Raw genomic sequence first — 21,609 nt, 5'->3', positions numbered from 1 at the left:
GGATTCACCCGGGTCTCTGTCCGGGGTCCGGCCCCGATCACCAGATATTTAATAGTATGCATGCCAGAGGGGAGCACATGCAGCGGACATGTGTCATCTACGAGAGCAAGTACGGGGCGACAAAGGAGATTGCCGGGGCGATCGCACTTGTCCTCGGGCCGGCACGGACCTGCAGGCCCGATGAATTCACGGGCGACCTCATGTCCTTCGACCTCTTCGTGATCGGCACGCCCATCTACAACGGCGACATCGCCCCCTCGATCCGGCGCTTTGTCGAGACCAATGCAGGCTGGCTGAAGAAAAAGCCGGTCGCCCTCTTCTGCACCTGCCTGAACATCCCGAAGGGCCGGGCCTACCTTGCCGAGCTCAGGGACCATCTCGGGAGGGAGGTGCCTGCCGTCGCCTTCGGCGGCCGTCTCGATACCGCACGACTCGACAGGGACGACCTGACCGCCCTCACCCTCTATGCCCGGAAGACCGGATTCGTCCTCGAAGACCGCGACCTCACAGACATGGGGGCGGTCGCCGCCTTTGCCCTGGCCCTGCGGGAGAAGAACGAGTGCCTGGAGGGCCGGGTGCCTGAGGAGGAACTCCTCGCCGGGATCGAGACCTTCCTCCGGGCCCACCGGACCGGTGTCCTCGCGACCGGCCACGGGGACCGGGTGAGGGCGACACCTATCGACTATCTCTATGCCAACGGCATGGTCTACATCTACAGCGAAGGGGGGGAGAAGTTCGCCCACCTCATCCAGAACCCCGCGGCCGCCCTCGCCATCTACAATGACGATACCTCACCGGAGGAGATCAGGGGGCTCCAACTCATGGGCCGGGCCGATGTCCTCAGGCCGGAGAGCCCGGGTCACAGGGAGGCCCTCACTCTCAGGGGCATCGACATGGAGAGGCTTGCAGGCCTCACAATCGAGATGAACGTCATCAGGATCACGCCCCTCAAGGCCGAGTACCTCAATGCCGTATTCAAAAAAGAAGGGTGCGCGATCAGGCAGGTCTACCGTTTTCCTCAGGCGAAAAGCCGCGTGCCGCTGCCACAAATGCCCTGATCAGGGCAGGATCCTTTACGCCCGGTTCCTGCTCCACCCCAGAACAGACGTCCACGGCATAGGGGCGGAGGGCCTCCACCGCGGCCCTGACATTCCGGGGACCGAGCCCTCCCGCGAGGACCACCGGCACATTGCTCGCCCGCATGACCGCACGCACCGCCGACGCGTCGAAGGGCCTGCCTGTCCCGCAACTCCTGTCCACGATATAGGCATCGGCACGGGGCGGGAGGGGGACGCCTTCGACCACCCTGATCACCCGTGCACCCGCAGCCGGCGGCACCTCATGGGGATAGGAGACCTGCACGGCCGTCGGGTGGAGGGCAAGCACCCGGTCGAGGTCGGCCGGAGACGTCGTGTGGGTCACCACCACCCGCGCCGTAAAGGGGCCGAGCGCGGCGAAGATCTCCTCCGCCTTCTCCGGGCCGATGGAACGGGGCGAGTCGGAGTACATCACCACGCCAACGGCATCGGCACCCGCCTCTTCGGCCACGAGGGCGTCCTCCACGCGCGTCACCCCGCAGATCTTCACTCTCACGTAAGGTTGGTTTCGCCTCAGGTCATGCATCTCTATCAGAACCTCTTTGCATCGATGAGGCCATAACCCTTCTTCGATGGCAGGCGCATACGACCGGCGGAGGGGGACGGCAATCATCGAGAATCGAAGAGGGATCCTCGTTGTTACTCATGGTGACGGAGGGGTCTATCTCCTCCCTGGCGGAGGTGCAAGAGAGGATGAACTCCAGATCATAGCTGCGATCAGGGAGTTAAAGGAGGAAACAGGACTCTATCCCATCGAAGTAAGATATCTCTTCACCCATCTCAAAGCAAAAGTCTTTGGGATGAAGGTGAAAGGGACGCCGCGACCGTGCAATGAGATCAAAAAGATTGGATGGTACCAACCGGGGAGTCACATCAATGTCTCCAGGAACACCCGGGCAATCATCGACAGATACCTTCGGATGAAGGAATGAATTGCTTTGTATAATCGGGTGCGATTCGAGAGCATGCCTCGGGCATACCACATGAAATGTTTTTCATGGAAAACCATCCTGCTCGGGTCGATGCATCCCCTGATCCCCCGGGGGTGTCTCTAGTGCCGGGGGACTACCTCGAAGACCTCCGGTCTTCTCGACTCCCTTCGGTCGTCCCCGCTCAGGATAGGGACGGGATCCCCTTTTCGGGATATCCTGCTCGCTCTTCCCGGGGCATATCCTAATTTCGGGGATCCAGTGGCTGCGAACGGGGTGAGCACAAGAACACAGAAAATCGAAGATTTTCTTGACAGGGAAATGCTTTGCATTTCCCGTGAATCTCTGATGTTCGGCGTTATTCCCCGGGTCTCGATTGCGGGGAAGGCAGGGGATCCCCGCTTCCCCTCCAGAAGTGATTCTCCATAACCGAACAAATATAATCCCCCACACCTCCTCCAGCACATGGCCCCGGAGCTGTACTGGAACGAGAAGATCGAGACGATGGAGCGCGGCGACCTCGACGCCCTCATCGACGAGAGGGTGAAGTACACCGTGCGCTACGCCGCGGAACACTCCCCCTTCTACAGGAGGTGGTTCGCCGAACACCGGATCGACCCGGCGTCCGTCACCTCCCACGAAGACCTTCTCGAACTCCCGATCGTCGGGGGCAACACCATCCGGGAGAACCAGCCGCCGACCACGCCCGACTTCGCCTTCCTCTCCGTCAAGAATAAGGACGTCTTCACCGTCCACGAGACGACCGGCACGAGCGGCATCCCCAAGTCCTTCTTTCTCACCTGGGAAGACTGGGAACGCTACGCCGAGAAGTACGCCCGCGCCTTCACGATGGAGGGGCTTGTCCCCGGCGACCGCCTCGTCGTCTGCGCGTCCTATGGCATGAACATCGGGGCGAACACGATGACCCTCGCCGCACACCTGGTGGGCCTCTCTGTCGTCCCCGAGGGGAAGTGCACCTTCCCTGTCAGGGTGATCCGGCACTACCGGCCGACGGTCATCGTCGGGAGCGTCTTCAAACTTCTCAGGCTCGCGCGGAGACTCAGGGCGGACGGCATCGACCCCGCGGAGTCGGGAGTGCGCCGCCTCATCATCGGCGGGGAGGGCTTTGCAGAGGAGTCTCGGGTCTACCTGGAGAAGGTCTGGGGCTCTGAGGCCTACAACACCTACGGCTCGACCGAAGGGACGATGTGCGGCGAGTGCAGCGTGAAGCAGGGCCTTCACTGCCCCGAAGACCTCGTCCATGTCGACCTCTACGACCCGGCGATGGGCCGTTTCGTGAAGGACGGCGAGGACGGGCGGCTTGTCCTGACCACCCTCCTCCCGCCCGGCGGGAAGGCCGGCACCCTCCTCCTCAATTACGACACCGAAGATTGGAGCAGGGTTGTCACCAGGGAGAGGTGCGCGTGCGGCAGGACACACCTGAAGGTCCTGCCCCCCTGGCGCGAGGCCGAAACCGTGGTCATCCAGGGCTGCGCGGTCAACAGGATCGAAATCGAGCGCGCCGTCTTTCAGCCTGACAACCTGAACAGCATCACCGGGGAGTACGAGGCCTTCGTGTACGGCGACGAGGACGAGACAGTCCTCAGGGTGAGCATGGAGTGCGACGACCCCGCCCATGCAGACCGGAAAAAAATAGAACAGGCCTTTATCGCCGCACTCTTCTCGGACAGACCCGACCTGCGGGAAGCCTATGAGGAGGAGAGGTTCAGGGTCATCTTCAACTTCACCCCGCCCGGCGGCCTGGAACTCGCCGCAGTGAAAGGGCGGCCGAAGAGACTCGTGGACAGGCGATGAAAGAAGCTTGTTGACTCGCTCACAAAGTTAAAGAGATAGATTTAATAGGCGGGGCGACGACGGGATAATTGCCGGAGTTTGAGGCGCACCATAGGGCAGCATCAACTTCAGGCTCAGTTTCTGGCACTGAAACTCCCCTTTTTTTAAGGGGAGAAAAGAATTGTTCATCCCGAAAAAGGGATTGTAAGAGAATCACGCTTTTTCAAGGACCGGCTTGCCCTCAGATGTCCAGAGGTTGCTCCTCGACCAGATCACCGCGCCGTTCCTGACAGCGTAGGAGTTGAGATAGAAGAGTTCGACGCTCCCGGTGTCTGCAGGGGCCGCGATGTTCTGCGGGACGACAAGAACCGCCTTGCTCACCGGCATCCCCTGCTCCGCACTGCGCGCCGCCATCGCCCTGACGCGGCCGAACTCAGCAGCGCCGACCGTCGATGCGATCCTGACACTTACCAGAATCCGCTCCATTTTCCCGGGCCGCCTCTGGACCAGCATATACGCGGGAGCATCGCCAACCCCGGCGCAGCGCTCAAGGCGCCAGCCCTCTTCGGCTCTGTACACTTTCTTGAGGTCGCGCTCAACAGTATTATAAACAGCCTCTTTACATGCACCCATTATAAATCCACTCTCAGTACCTATTCCCCTGACAACATTAAAAGCGTTATTCAATGAATCTGAGTACTCCCATGAACGGACAACACAGAAAAGATATACGCCCCGGAATCCTCGTTGATATCGTCCTCAAAGCGGACCAGAGGACAGGAAAGAGGACCCGCGGCATCGTTGCGGAGATCCTCACCAACTCGGCCTTTCACCCCCACGGGATCAAGGTGCGGCTGAAGGACGGGAAGGTAGGGAGGGTCCAGGAGATTATCTCTGGACCCTCAGACGACCAGCACGGCAATGCAGGGTATGGTCAGGGTACAGAAGAGGGTCGAGATAAAGACCCCCTGTGACGCAAGACGTGTGTTCGCCTCGTACTCCTCGGCAAGAATAGCCGCATTCGCGGCCGCCGGCATCGCTGCCATGATCACCGGCACCCCCAGCAGATAGGGGTCGGAGATGAAGGGCGAGAGCACCGCCCACACGATGAGGGGGAGGAGGAGGAGGCGGGCCGCCGTGACCACATAGACCCGCCACCCTGCAAAGATCTCGGACGGTGCGATCCTCGCGAGCATCGCACCGATGACGATCATCGAGAGAGGAGTCGTCAGGGACCCGAGGGCCGAGATCGCCCCCTCAACCGGCACCGGCAGTTTCACCGAGAGCAGGAAGAAGAGGAAGCCTATAAAGACGGCGATAATACCCGGGTTCAGGAGGATCTTCGGGTCGAACCTGGCACCGGCACCGTTCTTGTATCGAGTGAGCATGAGGATCCCGATCGAGAAGACCAGCAGGTTGAAGGGAAGGTTGAAGATCGCCGTGTAAAAGAGCGCATCTTTTCCGAAGATAGCATCGATGACAGGGAAACCCATGAACGCCGTGTTCGAGAACATCAGCAGAAAGCCATAAACTCCCTTTTCTTCCTCAGAAGACCCGAGCATTTTGGGGAGGTACCAGGCGACGACCAGGGAGATCGCATAGAAGACCACCGAGATCAGGAGCATCCCCTCGCAGGCCGAGAGAAGGTCAGCACTGAAGGGCACCATCATCGATGAGATTATCAGGGCCGGAAGGGCGACCCGGACGAGGAAACTGCATGCCCCGCTCGTCGTATGGTCGTCGAACACACCCATTCTCCGGGCCGCATATCCGGTCAGGATGAGAAGGAAAAGGATTACAATCTGATTGAAGACACTAACAAAGTCCATTATTCGCCTCTCTGCCACCGGGAGCCATCATTATCAGATGCGCCCGACATAGACAGCGTATTCCGGGATACCTGCCCTCATGGTTCTTCCAGATGATCAGGAAAAAGAAGAATGAGGGCGAGGCATACCGTGGTGCAGTGTCCATAACTATTTTTTCTGTTCCCATATACCATTTGCGCCCACAGGGAAGGTTCAATTGAAGAGATTAACTGCAACAGATTATATATGCACTGACGTTGACAGATCTCTGGTGATTGCTATGCACCATTATGACGATGAAACCATCCTCCAACTTTATCTCTCCATCAAGGACAGTAACGAACCAATGGTGAACGAGGTCCAGCGCGACGCTGTCGACCTCCTCACCGGGATGGCACAGAACGGAAACACCGAAGCGTTCAGGGCCCTGGAAGACCTTGCCGGCGCACCCATGGTCCACCCGCTCCTGCGCGAACAGATCCGTTCCGTGATCGGCACCCCGGTCCGGGCCAGATAAAAAAAATTACCCCACACAGACCCATACACCCCCGGAGAGGGAGACACCTCTCCACACTCTGACTCACCTCTTGCCCGCGCCCTTCATGGGCGACGGGCACATCCAGTATCCTGACGCTTTTTTCACGGCACACCCGTAGAGGGATACCCCTCTGTTTCAAGGAAGGTGTGCGGGGAAAATGTCTTGCATTTTCCCTCTCAGCGAATCTTTGACTCTGTGTATTTACCCTCTCAGGATTGTTTCAGGGGATGGATACTAACTGACAAGAAGGAAATTGCCAGCCCACCACCGATCCTAATGGCAGGGTGCAAGCGTCAGCGAACTTGAGAACACAGGATACCGAAGATTTTCCTGTGCGTGCATATCTTTGATGTGCCACGGACCGCAGGTTTTCAAGGGCAGCCCCCGGAAAGAAGCACCAACCCACCGCCTTCTCCATACAGGTCACCGGGGGACTACCTCGAAGACCTGATGGTCTTCTCGACTCACTCCGGTCGTCACTCGAAAATCAAAGATTTTCTCGAACTCGCTGACGCTCGTTCCCCCGGACCCCAAACTCAAGATTGGGCTGGGGAAGGATAAACCCGGTAATCAGAAGCGTTCTGCCTTTCACCCCCTATCCTCTGGGGGGTGCGAGCGAAGCGAGCATGAAAAAGCCTTGGACTTTCGAGAGCGAAGGGCGGCACCCTCCCTGAAAAGGCCCAGATCAGGATTTTCCCAGACAACCACACTCTCGGTGGTGAGGAGCGAGACAGAAAATAAAGGGCACAACCAGAAAAAACCAACCGGGCAGAAAAAAAACCGTGTTACAGTCCTGCCCCCTCAGACAGGACGCACACAAAAAGTTCAGGAACGGAGAGTGGCGATCGCCGCGTCGACGATCGCACCAAGACCCTCGACATCCCAGCGCTCAGAACTGAGCACAATATCATATACCGACAGATCATTGATATCTATATTATAATAGCCCAGATATCGCTTCCGTTCGCATTCCTGCCTTTCCTCAGTATGCTCCCGGGCATGTGTCTCGTCCTCGCTGTCCCGGGACGATATCCTCTTCGTCCGACAGTCCAGCGAAGCGCTCAGCCAGATACGGAGATCCGCATTCGAGACCATCCAGCCGGACAACCTCCCCTCAGCGATGATGTTGTCCTCGCCTTCTGCAGTCTCCTTCTGGCGTGCATCAATAAGTTTGTCTACGGCAGCGTCAGACTCCGCAAGTTTTCCGAAATCGGCAAGGGACATCTCCCGTTCCTTCGCAAGAGACCGGAACATCTCCCCGGCCGAAATTACCCGTAATTCATGTTTTTGTGCAAGATATTTTGCAAGGGACGTCGTGCCGCTCCCCGGCGGCCCGCTGATTGTCATGCGCATTTAGAGCCCTCCGATATTGAGCGCTTTCCGGATCACCTGGCTGATCGTCAGGGAGCAGATCATATACCACAGCATCCAGAGAGGGATGAACCAGAGAAGAATATCCTGGAAAGTGAGCATCCCGACAAAAGGAAGCACCATCGTCTGGGAAATATGGGGGATACGGTACAGGAGCCAGAAGAAGATCGGCACCGACAGGAGGAGAATATAGGCCATCGGCTGGAACTGCTGCTTCGAGATCTCCATCTGGTCCTGCATCATCCGGTCCCTCTTCGCCTCCAGTTTCTTCAGCTTCTTCTCATCCCCACCCAGTTGAGCCTCCCGGAAATCCTTCTGGAACTCCCGCATCGTCTCCTGGACACGCTGCATCTTCTCGTAATCGATCGTATATTTCTGGATCAGCGACGAATACAGGGCCGTGATCGCGGAAAGGATCATAATCAGCACAAAGAACGGGATAGTTTCCACAAGAGGCCCGAATATCAGGTCCATCGCCCCGCCCACACCGTCCCGCACCTCAGGGATGCCATAGGAGAGCATCAGCAGGAAGGTGAACAGGATTGCAATCGTGCCGCCATGATCCTTGAGCGCCATTGTCACCTCAGAACAGTAACCATCGCGTCGATGGCGTGGTCGAGAAGGAAGTTCTCGTTCCTCACGATCTGGACCGTGCACCCGGTCATCATTGCATATGCCGCAGCGAAGGCGCGGTTCATCTGCTGGTGCTCGACGATAGACCGACTACCCTCAGCATCACGCTTGCGACTCTCGTCGCCTATCCTCCGCAACAGGATCTGGTCCTCGTCGGTCTCGACGAGCACGATGGTGTCGGGGTGGAGCTCGGTGAGCACCCACTCGGGCAGGCCCGGAAGATATCCGGCCGGGGTCTTCACCGAGGCATGGGTATCAACGATAATATTCCCTTCCATCGCACCGATACGCTGTGCGGCAAGTTTCTGCAGTTTTTTCTGGATGTCCTTGTCAAGGGTCCGCATCTGGTCGCGGTCCTCGACAAAACCCTCGGCCTTCGCCGTATCAAACATGCAGCTGCCAAAATTGACAGCCTTGTAGGGGATGTTCTCCTCTGCAAGGCGCTTCATTGACGCTTCGATAACCGTGGTCTTCCCGACGCCGGGAACCCCGGTAATCACAACTCTCTTTCCGGACATTTACTCTCTCCCAAAGAACTGGCGCATGAACGGATACATCTCCATGATCTGTTCACTTGCCACCTCCTCATAGAGGCGGTACGTGATGCTCACCGTCAGCAGCAGCCCTGTACCAGTAACTGCGCCTATCACACCAAAGAGGTTTGCAAATACACTCAGAAGGCCGACCAGCACACCGCCGATGACCGTCACGCGCGGAATGTACCGGTCAAGGTACCGCTCCAGCACCTGAGTGTTCCGGCGGTAGCCCGGAATCTGCATACCCGACATCTGGATCTGCCGTGCAACACGGCTCGAGTCGAGACCGGCCGTCTTGACCCAGAACAGGGCGAAGATAGCACCGCCGACGATCATAAACGTCGTATCGATCCCGAGACGGAGGAGCACCTCCCAGGGGGCATGACCGAGGTCGTGCACCCACCACATCCAGTCCTGCGGACCATTCACCGGGGCAAGGAAGTACATCAACCCGCTCACCGGTGTCTGGCCGTCAAACGTCCCGAAGATCGTGATCCCGATATTGGAGAGGAACATTCCGAACATCTGGACGTTCGCCTGGAGCACACGGACCAGGATCATCGGCAGGACACTTGCATAGATGAGCTTCACCGGGAAACGGGCGCGAGCGCCCCTGACACGTGCATGAGCGAGAGGGATCTCGATCCTCGTCGACTCCACATAGACGACGATGAGGAAGATTGCAATCGTCGTCACGAAGGCGAGCATGTCAGTCCCGAAGTACTGGAGATAATTCCCGCCTGAAAGGCCGATAGCAAAGAGCCTGGGGAAGAAACCTACCGGATAGGGGTCAGCAACCGCTTCCCAGTTGAGGAAACCGTTGATCAGGCTCTGTGAGATCCCGGCGACGATGAAGAGACCGACACCCGAACCAAGGCCCCACTTCGTGACCACCTCATCCATGAGGAAGATCAGGACACCGCCCAGACAGATCTGGAGGAATATCAGGAGCGAGACCGCAAACGCGCTCCCTCCGAAGAGCGCCTGCGCTATCTCAAGGTCCGGGCGCATAAACCCGCCAAAGAGGTTCGGCGCAGCCTCAAGGACGATCATGACAAGGATGAGCAGCTTCTGAAGCCCCATGTACATGACCTGTCCGCGTGTCTCCGAGGTATCGATCGGGATCAGGTCGGCACCCTTGAGCAGCTGGAGCACGATGGACGCCGTGACGATCGGCCCGATACCAAGGTGCACAATGGACCCGCTTTCACCGGCAAGAAGAGCCCGGAAGTACAGGAATGCATCCTGCGAACTGGGGTCGAGGCCGAAGACAGGTATGTTTGTCAGGAAAAAGTACAGCAGCAAGATCGCAACAGTCCACAACAACTTGTTCTTGAAGTGGACATGACCCTCAGGAGACTTCACCGCAGGCATTGCCGCGAGCAAAGGCTCCATTCTATCCAGCAGATTCCCCATGGTTCCACCAAAAAATGAGGGGCTCACTCGGTCAGAGCCTGACCGCCAGCCGCCTCAATCTTTTCTCTTGCCTGTGCGGAAAACGCCAGTGCCGTCAGTTTCAGGGCATGGGTAACCTGTCCGCCGCCGAGCACCTTCTCGACACCGATGTCACAGAGGTCGATCGCAATAAGATCGCCCTCCTGCTCGGCAATGCCGGCCTGGACAAGGAACTCGGCCACCTGGTCGATCTCCCCGATGTCCAGCACCTCGACATTCTCCCGGATCTGGTTCACAAAGCCGTTCTTGCCGTTGTGAACCTGACCCGCAAGGAGGAAGTGGCTCCAGCGGTGGTCCCTGTGTCCTGCCCGACCCCTGCCACCGCGGTTACCTGCACCACGGCGGTTCTTGTGCGTGCCGCCGCCGCAGGTCCTGGACCCGCGGAACTTTGAGCGTGTGTTCGTGGGCATCGCATTCACCTCATCCTGTAGAGGAGGTCGTTGATCTCCTCACCGTAGTTTCCGAGCGCACCGCCCTGCTGGAAGGTGCGCTTGATCGTCTTGAAACCCTTTCTGGGGGGGTGGAGACGGAGGACCGGCTTCAACTCCGGAATGTCCTGCACCGTTGCCTCGCCCCGGCAGAGAGCAGCCGCGAAATCTTCGATACCGGCAAACGTCGAGTGCTCCCTGACATACTCGTCGGTGAGCTTCACGTTCCCGGTCAGGCGTCCGCGGGTCGAGAGAACCGTTGAAACGGTCTTCCCGTCCACCTCGCCATATGCGACATAGTCCTTGACTTTCCGGATCATACCGAGGTATGCCGGGGTGTCAGGGACGAAGACACAGTGGTTGATGTGGTGGAGACGGAGCATCTTAAGAGTGTCCTTGATATCCCAACGGGTGTTGACCACGCCGCGGACCTGCACAACTGCAAACATTACTCCGAACCTCCGGACCTGATCATGGTGGTGGCTTTCAGCGCGTGGAAGGTCGCCTTTGCATAGTTAATGGTCGTCCGGGTGTTGCCGCTCGTGGACGCCCAGACATCCTTCACGCCTGCAAGGCCGAGAACCTTCTTGCCGACTTCACCGGTCACAAGGCCGATACCCTGCGGTGCCGGCATCAGGGTAACGCGGACACTGCCCGCCTTACCATGAACCTGCATCGGGATGGAGTGGGCGGTGTTGCAGCCGCACTCCCAGCTCCCGCACCCGCGGCGGACCTTGATGATATTGGTCTTTGCGTTATCAATTGCCTTCCGGATCGCATTGCCGACCTGGGCATCCTTTGCCTGCCCGAAGCCGATGTATCCGTTGTGGTTCCCGACGATGACCACGGCCCTGAACTTGACACGCCGCCCTGAGTCGGTCATCCTCTGAACCATGGAAATGTCGATGACCTCGTCCTCAAGATCAGGCAGGAACGTGTCCACGATCTGGTGCTCGCGGATGGGCTTGCCACTCTCAAGCACCTCGTCGATGCTTGCGATCTCGCCGGCGGCGACCGCCTGGCCGAGGCCGGTCAACGGAACCCAGGGTGCCTCTTCGTACGCCATGTCACTCCAGCTCCTTCATGATGGCCTTCGCCACTTCTTCAACATTCTCTACAAGATTCCCGGACTTTTCAGGAGCGTATTCTGCGATGACCGCACCGCTGGTCCGCTCGTCGTCGGGGAGAATCGTCTCACCGTGCGGCACCTCAAGTCCGGCCTCGACCGCACCCTTCAGTGCGGCAAAGACACGGGCCCCCTTCTGTGCCCGTGCAAGCCCGATATCCAGGACTGCCTCGTCGTATCCGGCTGCAAGAGCCTTCCTCGCAAAGAGCATCCCGGTCAGGTATGCCGCCGGGGTGCTCGAAGTCGAGCCCTGGTACCCCAGTTCGACAAGTTCCTTCGAGTATGCCGACACAAGCGTCCGGTCACCCTCAACTTCAGGAACGACGAGCTGAATGATGACCTGGCGGTTGGTCTTGCGGACGACCATACGGGGGGTGTCGGAGAGGAGGAGTTTCAGCCGAGCGTAGTAGTCGGTCCGGCCCTCCTTTCTCCTTCGGAACGGAACAAAGTATCGTGCTCCGGTCGCCATTTTATTCTATCCTCCCTTTCATCATTTCAACATGGGTCTTCAGGTGCGCCCGGCTCCTGAACTGGCCGCCTGCTGCCCGCCGGTACAGTCTCCGGTAGGTGTGGCGGTCAACAGTGCCGTCTTCCCGCATCTCGCGGAGCGACGACCTGATCGCCCGAATTCTCTGGATCCACTGTCTCTTGGAGGGTGTGCGTGCGCCTGCCGTGCCCTTCCGGTTGCCGTAGCCCTTCTGGTGACCGTACGAACGGTTTGCCGTCCGTGCACGGACACGACCGCGGCTGTTGCCCTTGACGGTTGCCGCCTTGACAACGCCTTCTTCAGCGAGTTTTCTGATCTCCTCGCGGGAGATCGCACCTTCGATGTCGGTGAGACGGGCCGGGTCGAACCAGACACGGTTAACACCGCACTTCAGGACAGCGGCGGCGATCCGCTTCTGCGTCGAAAGGTCGCTCATTCTGCCTTCGCCTCCTCCTCTTCACCTGCATCCGCTTCTGCCGCCACCGGGGTCAGATCCTTCGCATTAAGAACCTTGATCCCGGCTTCCATGGCCTTCTGCTGGATAGCTGCGCGCTTCTTCATTCCGACACTGCCAGCGATCCTCACTGCCTCGAATTCGGGTTCGACACCCTCAAGGTCGGCAGGGGTGTAGGCGAGCACTTCATAGTAGCCGCTCGGGTGCATATACCGCACGGCGAGCGGTGCGTTGTAACCCGCCTGGGGCTGTGCGCCCTTCGCCTTATACTGCCTCCGCTGCTTGCTGGTGAGGCCGCGGGGTCTCCTCCAGGAGTCCTTCAGCTTCGCTTTAGCGTGAAGGCACTGGCGCTGGAACGTACACCCCTTTCTCTGGGAGCGAACGCGAATTAGCCGATTCTTATCGTCCACCATCTCCATCACGCCTTCTGCACAATGTATATTCCGTCCTGGAAGACCCGCGAGTCACGGTTGCGGACCTTGGTCGCCCGCTCGATCATCGCTGCAGTCGATCCGACGACGTCCTTGTCGATCCCGGTGAGGGTCAGTTCGTCGTTTCCGACCTTGACAGACACGCCCGGGAGGATCTTTGCATATCTCGCCTGCTTTTCGCCAAGGAAGTTGTTGACCTCGACGATATCGCCCTTGAGCTTGATCTGGATAGGGAAGTGGGCGTAGACCACTTTCATCCTGTACTCATAGCCGTTGATGACCCCTTCAAACATGTTCTGGACATGTGCTGCGTGGGTCCCGACCATGGCAATGATCCGCTTCCGGCTCGATTCGGTGGTGATGACAACCTCGCCGTCCTCGATGACGACGGTGACACCCGGATAGCGGAGGTCGCGCACAAGCTCGCCCTTCGCACCCTTCACGGTGAAGATGGTCCCGGCAAGCGTTGCCGTAACCCCGTCCGGGATTGTTACTCTTCTCTCAACAACCATTGTCATCCCTCAGTACACGAACCCCAGAAGTTCACCGCCGATACCGGCGCGACGGGCCTGCTCGTGTGACATGACGCCCTGCGAGGTCGACATGATCAGGATGCCAAAGCCCTTTGCCGGGAGATACCGGTTTTCCCACTTTTCCATTTCCTCAAGGGCCGTGGAGAAGCGGGGGGTGACCGCACCACACTTGTTGATCCTGCCGACCAGTCCGATCCTGAACTGGCCGCCGCGGCCGTCCTCGACGTACTCGAACTCGCCGATGTAGCCGGATTCCTGCATGATCCCGAGCATGGCACCGACGAGTTTGCTTGCGGGCTCGACGATGACTGAGGACTTGCCGCCGTCACTGGCGTTCTTGATGGCGCTCATCGTATCTGCTATCGAATTCAATCGTGCCATTTTTTCCACCTCAGTTCATCTTCTTAAAGCCCATCTTCGACGCCCACTCACGGAAGCACTGCCGGCAGAACATGATGTTGTACCTGCTGACAAGGCCTTGCTTCCGGCCACAGATCTGGCACTTGTTTGCGCCGCGTCCGAATTTCTTCTTACTTTCCTCGTCTGCCATCACTGCACCTCCATTCCGTAGTGCTCCTGCACAAAGGTCATCGCCTCTTCACGGGAGACACGCTGGCCTGAGGGGAGCTTACGCGATGCGACGCGCCTGCGGGCGATCCGGACACCGGGCTTCTCAAGGACGACATTGACGTCCATGCCATAGATGCCGATCTGCGGGTCATAGGACTGACCCGGGAAATCGGTGTGCTCTTCGATACCAAAGGAGAAGTTGCCCCCCTTGTCGAAGGCGCGGCCCGCGATCTTCTTCTCGATGATCCCGAAAGCGGTCTCGACGAAGTCAACAGCCTTCTTGCCTCTCAGGGTCACCTTCGTACCGATAGGTGCGCCCTTCCTGACTCCGAAAGCCGGCTGGGTCATCTTCGCAATGGAGCGGACCGGTTTTCCGCCGGTGATCTCCGTGAGGATGGTCTCGCCCTTGACGAGCCGGTCACCACTTTCGCCGACGCCCATGTGGACGACAACTTTGGCGATGTGAAGTTCCTGCATCGGGTTCGTCATCAGGCCTCAATCCCCCATTCAGCAACTGCAGAGGTCTCGCGACCGATCATGAAGACGTTCTCTTCGATCGTCTCGAATGCAACCGCATTCTCGTCCTCAAGGGCGATGCGGTTCGGCGTGCTGCCCGGGGAGACCCGGATCTCGGTGATCTTGCCGATCCTGCCGGAGTGCTGACCGCCGATGACCATCGCCATGTTGCCGACGGCGAAGGGGTAGTGGTCGACGATCGTGAAGCGCTCTTCGCCCTCGAGGGTGAGGACGATCGAGTCCTTCGGCTTGTAGGTGTTGTCGGCAAGGACATTTGCACCGTACAGGAGGTTCAGCTGGACCTTTCCACCCTTGACGGTGGTCTTGTCCGCGATCTTGCAGAGCCGGGTCTTTGCGGCTTCGGCGTCGATCTCGATCGAGACCAGGCGGCCGGCCTTGTTCATCAGGATCCGGTAGTGCTTGTCCATCTTCGGGATGGAGATGATATCAAAGATCCCGAGGCCGATCTTCGGGTTGGTGACTGCCTTGCCGTTGACGATGATCTGGCGCTGGCCGAGGATCCGCTTGACCTCTTTCATGTTGCCGGCAAGCCCCATCTTGTCACGGAGCCAGACGGCGACCGGGAGAGCACCGGAACGGTGCGGGCCCGGACAGGTCTTGGTGATGAACGTCTCCTCTTTCTTTGCGATCTGCCAGGACGTCGGCGCTGTCAGTCTCTTCAGGTGATATGACATTTACTTCCTCTCCTCCAGCTTCGCCACCCGGCGCGGGTCTTTGGTGTTCAGCTTTGTCACCATGACATTCGAGGCGTTCACCGGCCGCGGGACTTCGGTCCCATCGGTCTTGGTGACCGTCACGCCATGGACCTGGAGGGCTCCAGTCTTCGCGTGCACGCTGTCAACGACACCTTCGGTCCCCGCGTGGTCGCCGCGGAGCACCTTCACGGTGTCACCGGTGACGACGCGGACGGTGCGCTTCTTGTACACCTCACGCAGTTCCTTCGCAAGGGGTGCCGAGAGGAACATGCTCATCTGGTGTGAGGGTGCGTTGTAGCGCGCCTTGCGCTGCTTCCTGGGCTGCTTACTTGCAATCCGTACCATTACACAACACCTCACACGATGATCGTTGCCGTCGAGCCGATCTTCGGGAAACGCTCGGCGACCTCACGGGCGACCGGACCCTTGATATCGGTGCCCTTCGGTTCGCCGCGTTCGTCGACGATCACGACGGCATTGTCATCAAATCCAACACGCAGGCCACTTGGCCGGCGTATCTCCTTTCTCTGTCTGATGACGACTGCCTTGAGGAGCTTGCGCCGCATGTCGGGCGTGCCCTTCTTGACTGAAACAGTCGCCACATCGCCGACACCGAGCTTCGGCTGTCTCCTCCGAACACCGTGGTAGCCATCGACCGAGACGATCTCGACGACGCGTGCACCGGTGTTGTCGGCACAGACGAGCTTGGTTCCGGTTGCGACCGAGCGCGGGATCTTGGACAACTTGGCCTTCATCTCAGATCACCTCGACCACGACGAAGTTGGTTGTCTTGGAAAGGGGCCTGCACTCGGCGATCTTTACCGTATCGCCCACCGCAAGGGTGAGGCACGGGGGCAGGTGGGCGTGGTACTTGGAGGACCTCTTCTCGTAACGGTTGTACTTCCGCACATAGTGGAGGTACTCACGTCCGACGACCACCGTCCCATTCATACGGTCGCTCACGACCTTGCCGGTGATCACCTGGCCGTGCACCGGCAGGGTGCCGTGAAACGGACAATTTACGTCGCTGCATTCCTTCTCAGGAACAGGGACGTTTAACCCAATATCTCTCGCCATTCTCTATCCTCTATCTCTTGTTGCGCATGCTGATCCGTTTTTCAGGTCGTGCCACAAGGGCAGACCCGTCCACTTCGGCGCGAACTCCCCCGGGGAGGGTGAAGAGAAAGACACAGCCTTTCTTCTCCACCCTTTTGGTTCCCGACGGGGTGAGGATCACCAGCATATTGCGAGTCTCATCCATAATCGGGCCGGAGATCCCTACATATGCGGGGTTCCCGGCCTTCACCACAGAGACTGCAAGCCCGATCAGTTCGTGCCAGAGGAGGGTCTGCGCTGTGATCATGCCTGTTTACCGGCCCCCCGTGCGTTCTGCTCGGTCTGGATGCGGGCGATGGTCCGCCGCACCTCGCGGATGTGCCCCGGGTTTTCCGGGGCGCCGCCCGCACTGACCTTGCCGCGGCCCTGCATCAGATCGAGCTGCAGCTTTGAGAGCTGCTCGGCCAGCTCCACGTCGGAGAGCTGGTGGACCTCATGTGCCCGGAAGATCGCCATTACTGTTCCTCCTTAAATTCGGCTTCAGGAGCCTCGGGGAACTCAGCAAGTTCTGCATCGACGTCGTCGCCGAGATCGGCGAGTGCTTCGACCTCTTCTGCCGCGGCCTTCGGAACGACCTTCGGCTCAAGGACTTCGAAACTGTCGGGGAGCTTGGCGTCGCCCGGAACGATCATGACCCGGACACCGATGATGCCAAGTTTCTTGATCGCAACGGCGTAGCCCTTCTCGACGATCGTTTCTGAGGGTTCACCGCAGTGCTTGATGTAGCCCTGAATAAACTTCTGGACACGGGAACGAGCACCGGTCAGCTTGCCGGCGAGGATGACCTCGCAACCAAGTGCACCGGAATCCATGATCCGGCGGATGGTGCTCTGCCCGGCCTTCCTGAAGTACCAGCCACGCTCAAGGGCGGTGGCAAGGCGTTCGGCCATGATCTGAGCGTTCAGGCTCGGGTTTGCCACCTGCTGGACTTCGACCTGCGGGGACTCAATGTTGAAGTTGGTGGCAAGGTCCTGGGTGAGCTGGCGTACCAGCTTGCCGCCCTTGCCGATGACGATACCCGGCTTCTCGGCGAAGATGGTGATCTGCGTGCCGAGAGGGGTGCGGACGATGTCCATGCCGCCGTAGCCGGCGCGCTTCAGTTCTCGGGCGAGGAACTGCTCGATACGGGCCCTGGTGACACCTTCACTGACGAATTTCCGCTCAATTGCCATCTTACTCCACCTCCCTGAGGATCAGTTCGATGTTGACGCTCTCGCGTATCTTCGGCGTTGCCCTGCCCATTGCACGGGGGAAGACACCGCGCGTGCTACGGCCGCGGTTGGCCATGGCATGGATGATGACGAGTTTTCTGGCGTCAAGCCCGGCATACTCGCCGTTCTTCTGTGCCGCCTTGATCAGGGTGATGAACTCGCCGGCTGCCTTGACCGGGTACCGGCCGGCGTCCCAGCCGACAAGACCCTTCTTGTGCGCCACGTCCATGTTGAAGCGCTTGAACGGGATCGCCTTCTTCTTCGCGACGACGGCCTCGAGGTACTCGAGGGCCGCATCCGCCTTCATGCCCCTGATAAAGTGGGCAATCTCAATGGAGTGCTTCGGAGAGACGGAAACCTCGTTCGCTTTGGAGCGGGCGAGGTTTTCACCCTCGATCTGCATTGAATATCCGATTCGTGCCATTGCCATCACTTCAGGGGTACGTACTTGGAGGACCTGGTCGCACCGATACCGGCCGTGCCGTGGGATACTCTCCTTCTGGTGAGCGAGAACTCACCGAGGTAGTGGAATACCGACTCTGGCTGGAGTTCGACGGCGACAAATTCCTTGCCGTTGTGGATCTCAATCGTCTTTCCGATCATCTCGGGCATGATGATCATGTCGCGCAGGTGCGTGCGGATACCCTCGTCGCCTGCCCGCACCTTCGCAAGGAGGCCCTCATGGTCCCGTGCAAGCCCGCGGTTAACCTTCCGGCGTGCCCTGGCCGGCATGAGGGGGACAAGCTCGCTTGTTCCCATCTGCTGGAGCTGCTCGATCGTGTAGCCCCGGTAGGTGAATTCCTCACGCCGTCTTGGCAGCCGCTTCTGCGTTTTCTTTGCCATTCAATCCCCTCACTTCTTTGTCCTGCCAGTCCTGCGGGCAGCGATACTTCCGACCTTGCGTCCCGGAGATGTGCCGCGAGCAACCGTCTTTGGTCTGCCACAGTGCTGGTGACCACCGCCACCAAACGGGTGGTCGATGACGTTCATCTTCAGGCCGGACGACCTGGGCCACTTCTGGGCCTGCGACTTCATCTTATGATATTTGTTACCGGCCTTGACGAAGGGCTTCTCGCTGCGGCCGCCGCCGGCAACGATGCCGATAGTGGCCATGCACAGTTCGTTAAACCACTTCTGCTTGCCGCTCGGCATCTGCACGGCGACCCTGCCGCCGGACTTTGCCGCGAGCATTGCCTGGACACCGCTCGCACGGACGAACTTGCCGCCGTCGCTCGGCCGGGCTTCGATATTACAGACGAAGGCACCGATCGGGATGTCTCTCAGGGAGAGGGTGTTGCCGTTCTGGATCTTGGCTTCGGCACCCCATGCGACCTCGTCGCCGATACCCATGCCCTCGGTAACGAGCATGTACATCTTCTTCCCTTCAGCGAGTTCGACGAGGGCGATCGGGGCGTGACGTGCCGGGTCGTGCTCGATGTCGAGGATCCGTCCGTTCACGTTCTCGGTGCACCCGCACGCGTGCTTCAGCTCGGCCTTGTACTTGTGAGACGGTGCCCGGTAGGTTGGGCCTCCGCGACCGCGGTTCTGCTGGATAATTCTATGTCCCATCTCCACCACCTTACATGACGCCGAGCCGGCTGAGGATCTCCTCGGCGGCCTTTTCACTCTCAAATCCGACGATAGCCTTCTTCTGGCCCTTCATCGTCATGACGGTCCGCACAGAGGCAACCTTCTGGTCGAAGGTCTTCTCTATGGCGCGCCTGATATCGTCCTTGGAGGCGTTGTTGTGCACGAGAACCTGGATCTTGTTCTCGTTCTCGAGCATCATCATCGCCTTTTCCGTAACATACGGATTTCTGAGCACCATATTTAGTCCTCCATCCTCTTGAGAGCGCTTTCGGACCAGATGGTCAGGCGACCGGCATGGGTACCCGGCGCGAGCATTTCGACGTCGAGGTCGTAGATGCTGACGGCTTCAACACCGGCAAGGTTCTGCGCTGCACGCAGGGGTTCGTCACCGGTGACGATCAGGACACTCTTGCGGCTCTTGTACCGGCGGCCACGCGTCTTGCCGCGGCCTGCACGGACCTTCTTGCTGTCCTTTGCACGCTCGACATCGGCGTAGACTCCGAGCACGGAGAGGGCTTTGATGACGTCGGCAGTCTTTTCGATTGCCTCGAAACTCTCATCCACGACGAACGGGGCTTCACCGTCAAAGAGGTGACCACGCATCTCAACGAGGTCGGAGATCGCGGTTGCGGCGATTGCCGACCGCAGGGCCATCCACTTCTCCTGCTTGTTGATCTTCAGCGCGAGGATCTTCGCGACGACTGGCGGGTGTGCTGCACGGCCACCCTTGGCCTGCGGGACCTTTGCTGCTCTCGAACCGTTCTTGAGACGGGGCACATGCGATACGCCGCGTCCTGATCCCCAGCCGACCGCGGAACTCCTGATGCCGGCAAGCGGGTCGGTGCCATGGGGCTGGAACCGCTTGCTCTGGATAGAGAGCACGGCCCTCTTGATGAGGTCGGGCCGGTAATATTCGTCGAAGACAGACGGGAGTTCGATTTCACGGACGACGGAACCGTCGATTGATCTGACATTTGCTTTCATCCGCTCTTCACCCCTGCTTGCTCTCAAGGCTGACATAGTTCACAGACGGTGCCCTGACAGCGTGTTCGCCCTGCCGGATCGCCGGGCGGATGCGCACGAGACGCTTGACCGGACCCGGGATCGAACCCTTGATCATGACATACGGGTTCTTGACGAAGCCGTAGTGGAGGAAACCACCTTCCGGCACGACTTCGGAACCGTCGGTGCCGACTTTGAGGATCCGCTTGTTGAATTCGGTCCTCTGCTGGTAGCCCATCTGACCCATCTGCGGGACCTGCCACCGGACGTGGTGCGGGTTCCAGGGGCCGAGGTTGCCGATGTGGCGCTTCTTGCCGCCACGGGAGTGCTTCCTCTTCCTGACCATGATGCCCCAGCGCTTGACCGGGCCCTCGGTGCCCTTACCCTTGGTAACGGCGGTGACGTCGACATACTGCCCTTCGCTGACGAGGGTCAGGGGGTCGACCTCTTTGCCGAGGAGTGATGTGGCGAGGGCGAGGCGCTCTGCCATGGAGCCACCGTCGATCCGGGCTTCCATCAGTTCGGGAGCCTTCTTGGGGATACTGGTGACTGCGGCGGGCTGCGTGTACACGAGGGCGAAGATCTCGGTGACCTTGCCTGTGGCGACGCCGTCCTGGATCGCCTTGAGTACGGCCTCACGGTCGTGTTCCTTCGGCATGGTGATCCGCTTCGCAAGGGCGGGGTCGAGTTCCTCGGCCCAGGCCTCGGTCAGCGGGTGCCGACCATAGCTGTCAGTGGCGTATGCGCGCACGGCGGCGACCTTCACCTTCGGCACCTCGACGATGGTGACGGGGACCATGATCTCCCGTCCCTCAGTCGGGCTGCTCTTGTGGTCATCCACCATGATGACGTGCGTCATACCTACTTTATACCCTGCAATACCCTGCAGCATGGGCTCGCCATCGTGCCTGGGCCAGGCCTGGTACTTCGGTACCTGGCTCTTTGCCCGCTTGCGCGGGCTGTAGGCAAGCGAACCCCTGCGTGGTCTGTGTACGTTCGGCATGTTCTAATCAATCCTCTGCGTTTGGTTCTCTCCGAGATTCCCAGGTTTCCGCCAGGACTGTACAAACACTTGCGAACGGGACCACAACGCCCGTATCCCCGGGGGGATGACGATCAGGCACGCTCTCCGCACAACAGGTATTGCTCCTGCTGTGGTGGTGTCGGGAGTGATGTGCCGCGTGTGGTCTCCAGTGTGGAGATCATTCTGGTGTGCACCAGAATACCTCGTCTCGCGAAGAGATCCTGATCTTGTGCACGCCGGCATA

Annotated in this window: 35 protein-coding genes; 5 read left to right on the top strand and 30 right to left on the bottom strand. The window is 59.3% G+C overall.

Going from position 1 to position 21,609, the window contains the following annotated elements; translation table 11 throughout:
* Positions 1 to 77: 77 nt before the first annotated feature.
* The gene (locus BP869_RS11745; protein WP_342679875.1) at positions 78 to 1,058 is read left to right on the top strand and encodes a flavodoxin domain-containing protein; all 981 of its coding nucleotides are present in this window, start codon (positions 78 to 80) and stop codon (positions 1,056 to 1,058) included.
* On the opposite strand, the gene BP869_RS11740 is transcribed toward BP869_RS11745, so the two are convergent.
* Positions 997 to 1,593, bottom strand: a complete 597-nt coding sequence (locus tag BP869_RS11740) for a phosphoribosylanthranilate isomerase (protein WP_342679873.1) — start codon at positions 1,591 to 1,593, stop codon at positions 997 to 999. The two genes, BP869_RS11745 and BP869_RS11740, sit on opposite strands and share 62 nt — an antisense overlap.
* Before the next feature lie 76 nt (positions 1,594 to 1,669).
* Between BP869_RS11740 and BP869_RS11735 the strand changes: the two genes are divergently transcribed.
* Both BP869_RS11735 and ftsA read left to right on the top strand, forming a co-directional pair.
* The gene (locus BP869_RS11735) at positions 1,670 to 2,029 is read left to right on the top strand and encodes an NUDIX domain-containing protein (RefSeq protein WP_342679872.1); all 360 of its coding nucleotides are present in this window, start codon (positions 1,670 to 1,672) and stop codon (positions 2,027 to 2,029) included.
* Positions 2,030 to 2,491: 462 nt separating this feature from the next.
* Complete coding sequence (ftsA, locus tag BP869_RS11730) at positions 2,492 to 3,841, top strand: coenzyme F390 synthetase (protein WP_342679869.1); 1,350 nt, start codon at positions 2,492 to 2,494, stop codon at positions 3,839 to 3,841.
* Between the two features lie 192 nt (positions 3,842 to 4,033).
* Here the strand turns inward: ftsA and BP869_RS11725 are convergent, their stop codons facing one another.
* Positions 4,034 to 4,453: a hypothetical protein gene (locus tag BP869_RS11725; RefSeq protein ID WP_342679867.1), complete on the bottom strand. Its 420-nt coding sequence runs from the start codon at positions 4,451 to 4,453 to the stop codon at positions 4,034 to 4,036.
* Between the two features lie 71 nt (positions 4,454 to 4,524).
* Between BP869_RS11725 and BP869_RS11720 the strand changes: the two genes are divergently transcribed.
* Positions 4,525 to 4,794, top strand: coding sequence for a YwbE family protein (locus BP869_RS11720; protein ID WP_394339042.1), 270 nt, complete (start codon positions 4,525 to 4,527; stop codon positions 4,792 to 4,794).
* Here BP869_RS11720 and BP869_RS11715 read toward each other — a convergent pair.
* Positions 4,723 to 5,649: an AEC family transporter gene (locus BP869_RS11715; RefSeq protein ID WP_342679863.1), complete on the bottom strand. Its 927-nt coding sequence runs from the start codon at positions 5,647 to 5,649 to the stop codon at positions 4,723 to 4,725. The two genes, BP869_RS11720 and BP869_RS11715, sit on opposite strands and share 72 nt — an antisense overlap.
* 259 nt (positions 5,650 to 5,908) lie before the next feature.
* Here BP869_RS11715 and BP869_RS11710 point away from each other — a divergent pair, with 259 nt between their 5' ends.
* Positions 5,909 to 6,145, top strand: coding sequence for a hypothetical protein (locus tag BP869_RS11710; protein ID WP_342679861.1), 237 nt, complete (start codon positions 5,909 to 5,911; stop codon positions 6,143 to 6,145).
* A gap of 846 nt (positions 6,146 to 6,991) precedes the next feature.
* Here BP869_RS11710 and cmk read toward each other — a convergent pair.
* The 27 genes from cmk to BP869_RS11575 are packed head-to-tail and all read right to left on the bottom strand — an operon-like array spanning position 6,992 to position 21,344.
* Positions 6,992 to 7,519, bottom strand: coding sequence for a (d)CMP kinase (gene cmk, locus BP869_RS11705; RefSeq protein ID WP_342679859.1), 528 nt, complete (start codon positions 7,517 to 7,519; stop codon positions 6,992 to 6,994).
* Entirely contained in the window at positions 7,520 to 8,113 is a 594-nt protein-coding gene (locus tag BP869_RS11700; RefSeq protein WP_342679857.1) for a DUF106 domain-containing protein, read from the bottom strand.
* Between the two features lie 2 nt (positions 8,114 to 8,115).
* Complete coding sequence (locus BP869_RS11695; protein WP_342679855.1) at positions 8,116 to 8,688, bottom strand: adenylate kinase; 573 nt, start codon at positions 8,686 to 8,688, stop codon at positions 8,116 to 8,118.
* Positions 8,689 to 10,122 carry a preprotein translocase subunit SecY gene (gene secY, locus BP869_RS11690; RefSeq protein ID WP_342679853.1) on the bottom strand — a complete coding sequence of 478 codons (1,434 nt, stop codon included), beginning with the start codon at positions 10,120 to 10,122 and terminating at the stop codon, positions 8,689 to 8,691.
* Between the two features lie 23 nt (positions 10,123 to 10,145).
* Positions 10,146 to 10,571 carry an uL15m family ribosomal protein gene (locus BP869_RS11685; protein WP_067052896.1) on the bottom strand — a complete coding sequence of 142 codons (426 nt, stop codon included), beginning with the start codon at positions 10,569 to 10,571 and terminating at the stop codon, positions 10,146 to 10,148.
* A gap of 5 nt (positions 10,572 to 10,576) precedes the next feature.
* Positions 10,577 to 11,038, bottom strand: a complete 462-nt coding sequence (locus tag BP869_RS11680; RefSeq protein WP_067048256.1) for a 50S ribosomal protein L30 — start codon at positions 11,036 to 11,038, stop codon at positions 10,577 to 10,579.
* Positions 11,038 to 11,655: a 30S ribosomal protein S5 gene (locus BP869_RS11675; protein ID WP_300164631.1), complete on the bottom strand. Its 618-nt coding sequence runs from the start codon at positions 11,653 to 11,655 to the stop codon at positions 11,038 to 11,040. Before BP869_RS11675 ends, BP869_RS11680 begins: the two co-directional genes overlap by 1 nt.
* A gap of 1 nt (position 11,656) precedes the next feature.
* Positions 11,657 to 12,184 (bottom strand): 50S ribosomal protein L18, encoded by a 528-nt coding sequence (locus BP869_RS11670; RefSeq protein WP_342679849.1) that lies wholly within the window; start codon positions 12,182 to 12,184, stop codon positions 11,657 to 11,659.
* A gap of 1 nt (position 12,185) precedes the next feature.
* Entirely contained in the window at positions 12,186 to 12,638 is a 453-nt protein-coding gene (locus tag BP869_RS11665) for a 50S ribosomal protein L19e (RefSeq protein WP_300164638.1), read from the bottom strand.
* Complete coding sequence (locus tag BP869_RS11660) at positions 12,635 to 13,075, bottom strand: 50S ribosomal protein L32e (protein WP_342679848.1); 441 nt, start codon at positions 13,073 to 13,075, stop codon at positions 12,635 to 12,637. Before BP869_RS11660 ends, BP869_RS11665 begins: the two co-directional genes overlap by 4 nt.
* Positions 13,075 to 13,599: a 50S ribosomal protein L6 gene (locus BP869_RS11655; RefSeq protein WP_067048243.1), complete on the bottom strand. Its 525-nt coding sequence runs from the start codon at positions 13,597 to 13,599 to the stop codon at positions 13,075 to 13,077. Before BP869_RS11655 ends, BP869_RS11660 begins: the two co-directional genes overlap by 1 nt.
* A 9-nt stretch (positions 13,600 to 13,608) precedes the next feature.
* Entirely contained in the window at positions 13,609 to 14,001 is a 393-nt protein-coding gene (locus BP869_RS11650; RefSeq protein ID WP_067048239.1) for a 30S ribosomal protein S8, read from the bottom strand.
* Positions 14,002 to 14,011: 10 nt separating this feature from the next.
* Entirely contained in the window at positions 14,012 to 14,170 is a 159-nt protein-coding gene (locus BP869_RS11645; protein ID WP_342679846.1) for a 30S ribosomal protein S14, read from the bottom strand.
* Complete coding sequence (locus BP869_RS11640) at positions 14,170 to 14,679, bottom strand: 50S ribosomal protein L5 (RefSeq protein ID WP_342679844.1); 510 nt, start codon at positions 14,677 to 14,679, stop codon at positions 14,170 to 14,172. The genes BP869_RS11645 and BP869_RS11640 overlap by 1 nt, the downstream gene beginning before the upstream one ends.
* Positions 14,679 to 15,401 (bottom strand): 30S ribosomal protein S4e, encoded by a 723-nt coding sequence (locus tag BP869_RS11635; protein ID WP_342679842.1) that lies wholly within the window; start codon positions 15,399 to 15,401, stop codon positions 14,679 to 14,681. Before BP869_RS11635 ends, BP869_RS11640 begins: the two co-directional genes overlap by 1 nt.
* Positions 15,402 to 15,767, bottom strand: a complete 366-nt coding sequence (gene rplX, locus BP869_RS11630) for a 50S ribosomal protein L24 (protein WP_067048227.1) — start codon at positions 15,765 to 15,767, stop codon at positions 15,402 to 15,404.
* A gap of 11 nt (positions 15,768 to 15,778) precedes the next feature.
* Entirely contained in the window at positions 15,779 to 16,177 is a 399-nt protein-coding gene (locus BP869_RS11625; protein WP_342679839.1) for a 50S ribosomal protein L14, read from the bottom strand.
* Between the two features lies 1 nt (position 16,178).
* On the bottom strand, positions 16,179 to 16,499 hold the full coding sequence (locus BP869_RS11620; protein WP_067048220.1) for a 30S ribosomal protein S17: 321 nt from the start codon (positions 16,497 to 16,499) through the stop codon (positions 16,179 to 16,181).
* A gap of 10 nt (positions 16,500 to 16,509) precedes the next feature.
* Complete coding sequence (locus BP869_RS11615) at positions 16,510 to 16,785, bottom strand: ribonuclease P protein component 1 (RefSeq protein WP_300164663.1); 276 nt, start codon at positions 16,783 to 16,785, stop codon at positions 16,510 to 16,512.
* On the bottom strand, positions 16,782 to 16,994 hold the full coding sequence (gene rpmC, locus BP869_RS11610; RefSeq protein WP_067048215.1) for a 50S ribosomal protein L29: 213 nt from the start codon (positions 16,992 to 16,994) through the stop codon (positions 16,782 to 16,784). Before rpmC ends, BP869_RS11615 begins: the two co-directional genes overlap by 4 nt.
* Entirely contained in the window at positions 16,994 to 17,710 is a 717-nt protein-coding gene (locus tag BP869_RS11605) for a 30S ribosomal protein S3 (RefSeq protein WP_067048213.1), read from the bottom strand. Before BP869_RS11605 ends, rpmC begins: the two co-directional genes overlap by 1 nt.
* Before the next feature lies 1 nt (position 17,711).
* Positions 17,712 to 18,173, bottom strand: a complete 462-nt coding sequence (locus tag BP869_RS11600) for a 50S ribosomal protein L22 (RefSeq protein ID WP_067048209.1) — start codon at positions 18,171 to 18,173, stop codon at positions 17,712 to 17,714.
* A 5-nt stretch (positions 18,174 to 18,178) separates the two neighbouring features.
* Entirely contained in the window at positions 18,179 to 18,592 is a 414-nt protein-coding gene (locus tag BP869_RS11595) for a 30S ribosomal protein S19 (protein ID WP_342679833.1), read from the bottom strand.
* A 9-nt stretch (positions 18,593 to 18,601) separates the two neighbouring features.
* A complete protein-coding gene (locus tag BP869_RS11590; RefSeq protein ID WP_342679831.1) occupies positions 18,602 to 19,318 on the bottom strand; it encodes a 50S ribosomal protein L2 in 717 nt (238 codons plus the stop codon).
* Positions 19,319 to 19,328: 10 nt separating this feature from the next.
* Entirely contained in the window at positions 19,329 to 19,577 is a 249-nt protein-coding gene (locus tag BP869_RS11585; RefSeq protein WP_342679829.1) for a 50S ribosomal protein L23, read from the bottom strand.
* A gap of 2 nt (positions 19,578 to 19,579) precedes the next feature.
* Complete coding sequence (gene rpl4p, locus BP869_RS11580; RefSeq protein ID WP_342679827.1) at positions 19,580 to 20,323, bottom strand: 50S ribosomal protein L4; 744 nt, start codon at positions 20,321 to 20,323, stop codon at positions 19,580 to 19,582.
* 7 nt (positions 20,324 to 20,330) lie between these two features.
* Positions 20,331 to 21,344, bottom strand: coding sequence for a 50S ribosomal protein L3 (locus BP869_RS11575; protein WP_342679825.1), 1,014 nt, complete (start codon positions 21,342 to 21,344; stop codon positions 20,331 to 20,333).
* Positions 21,345 to 21,609 lie beyond the last annotated feature (265 nt).

Source organism: Methanofollis sp. UBA420 (assembly GCF_002498315.1).
Taxonomy (GTDB): Archaea; Halobacteriota; Methanomicrobia; order Methanomicrobiales; family Methanofollaceae; genus Methanofollis.
The sequence above is the reverse complement of the archived record's forward strand: the minus strand, read 5'-3'. Positions and strand labels throughout refer to the sequence as shown.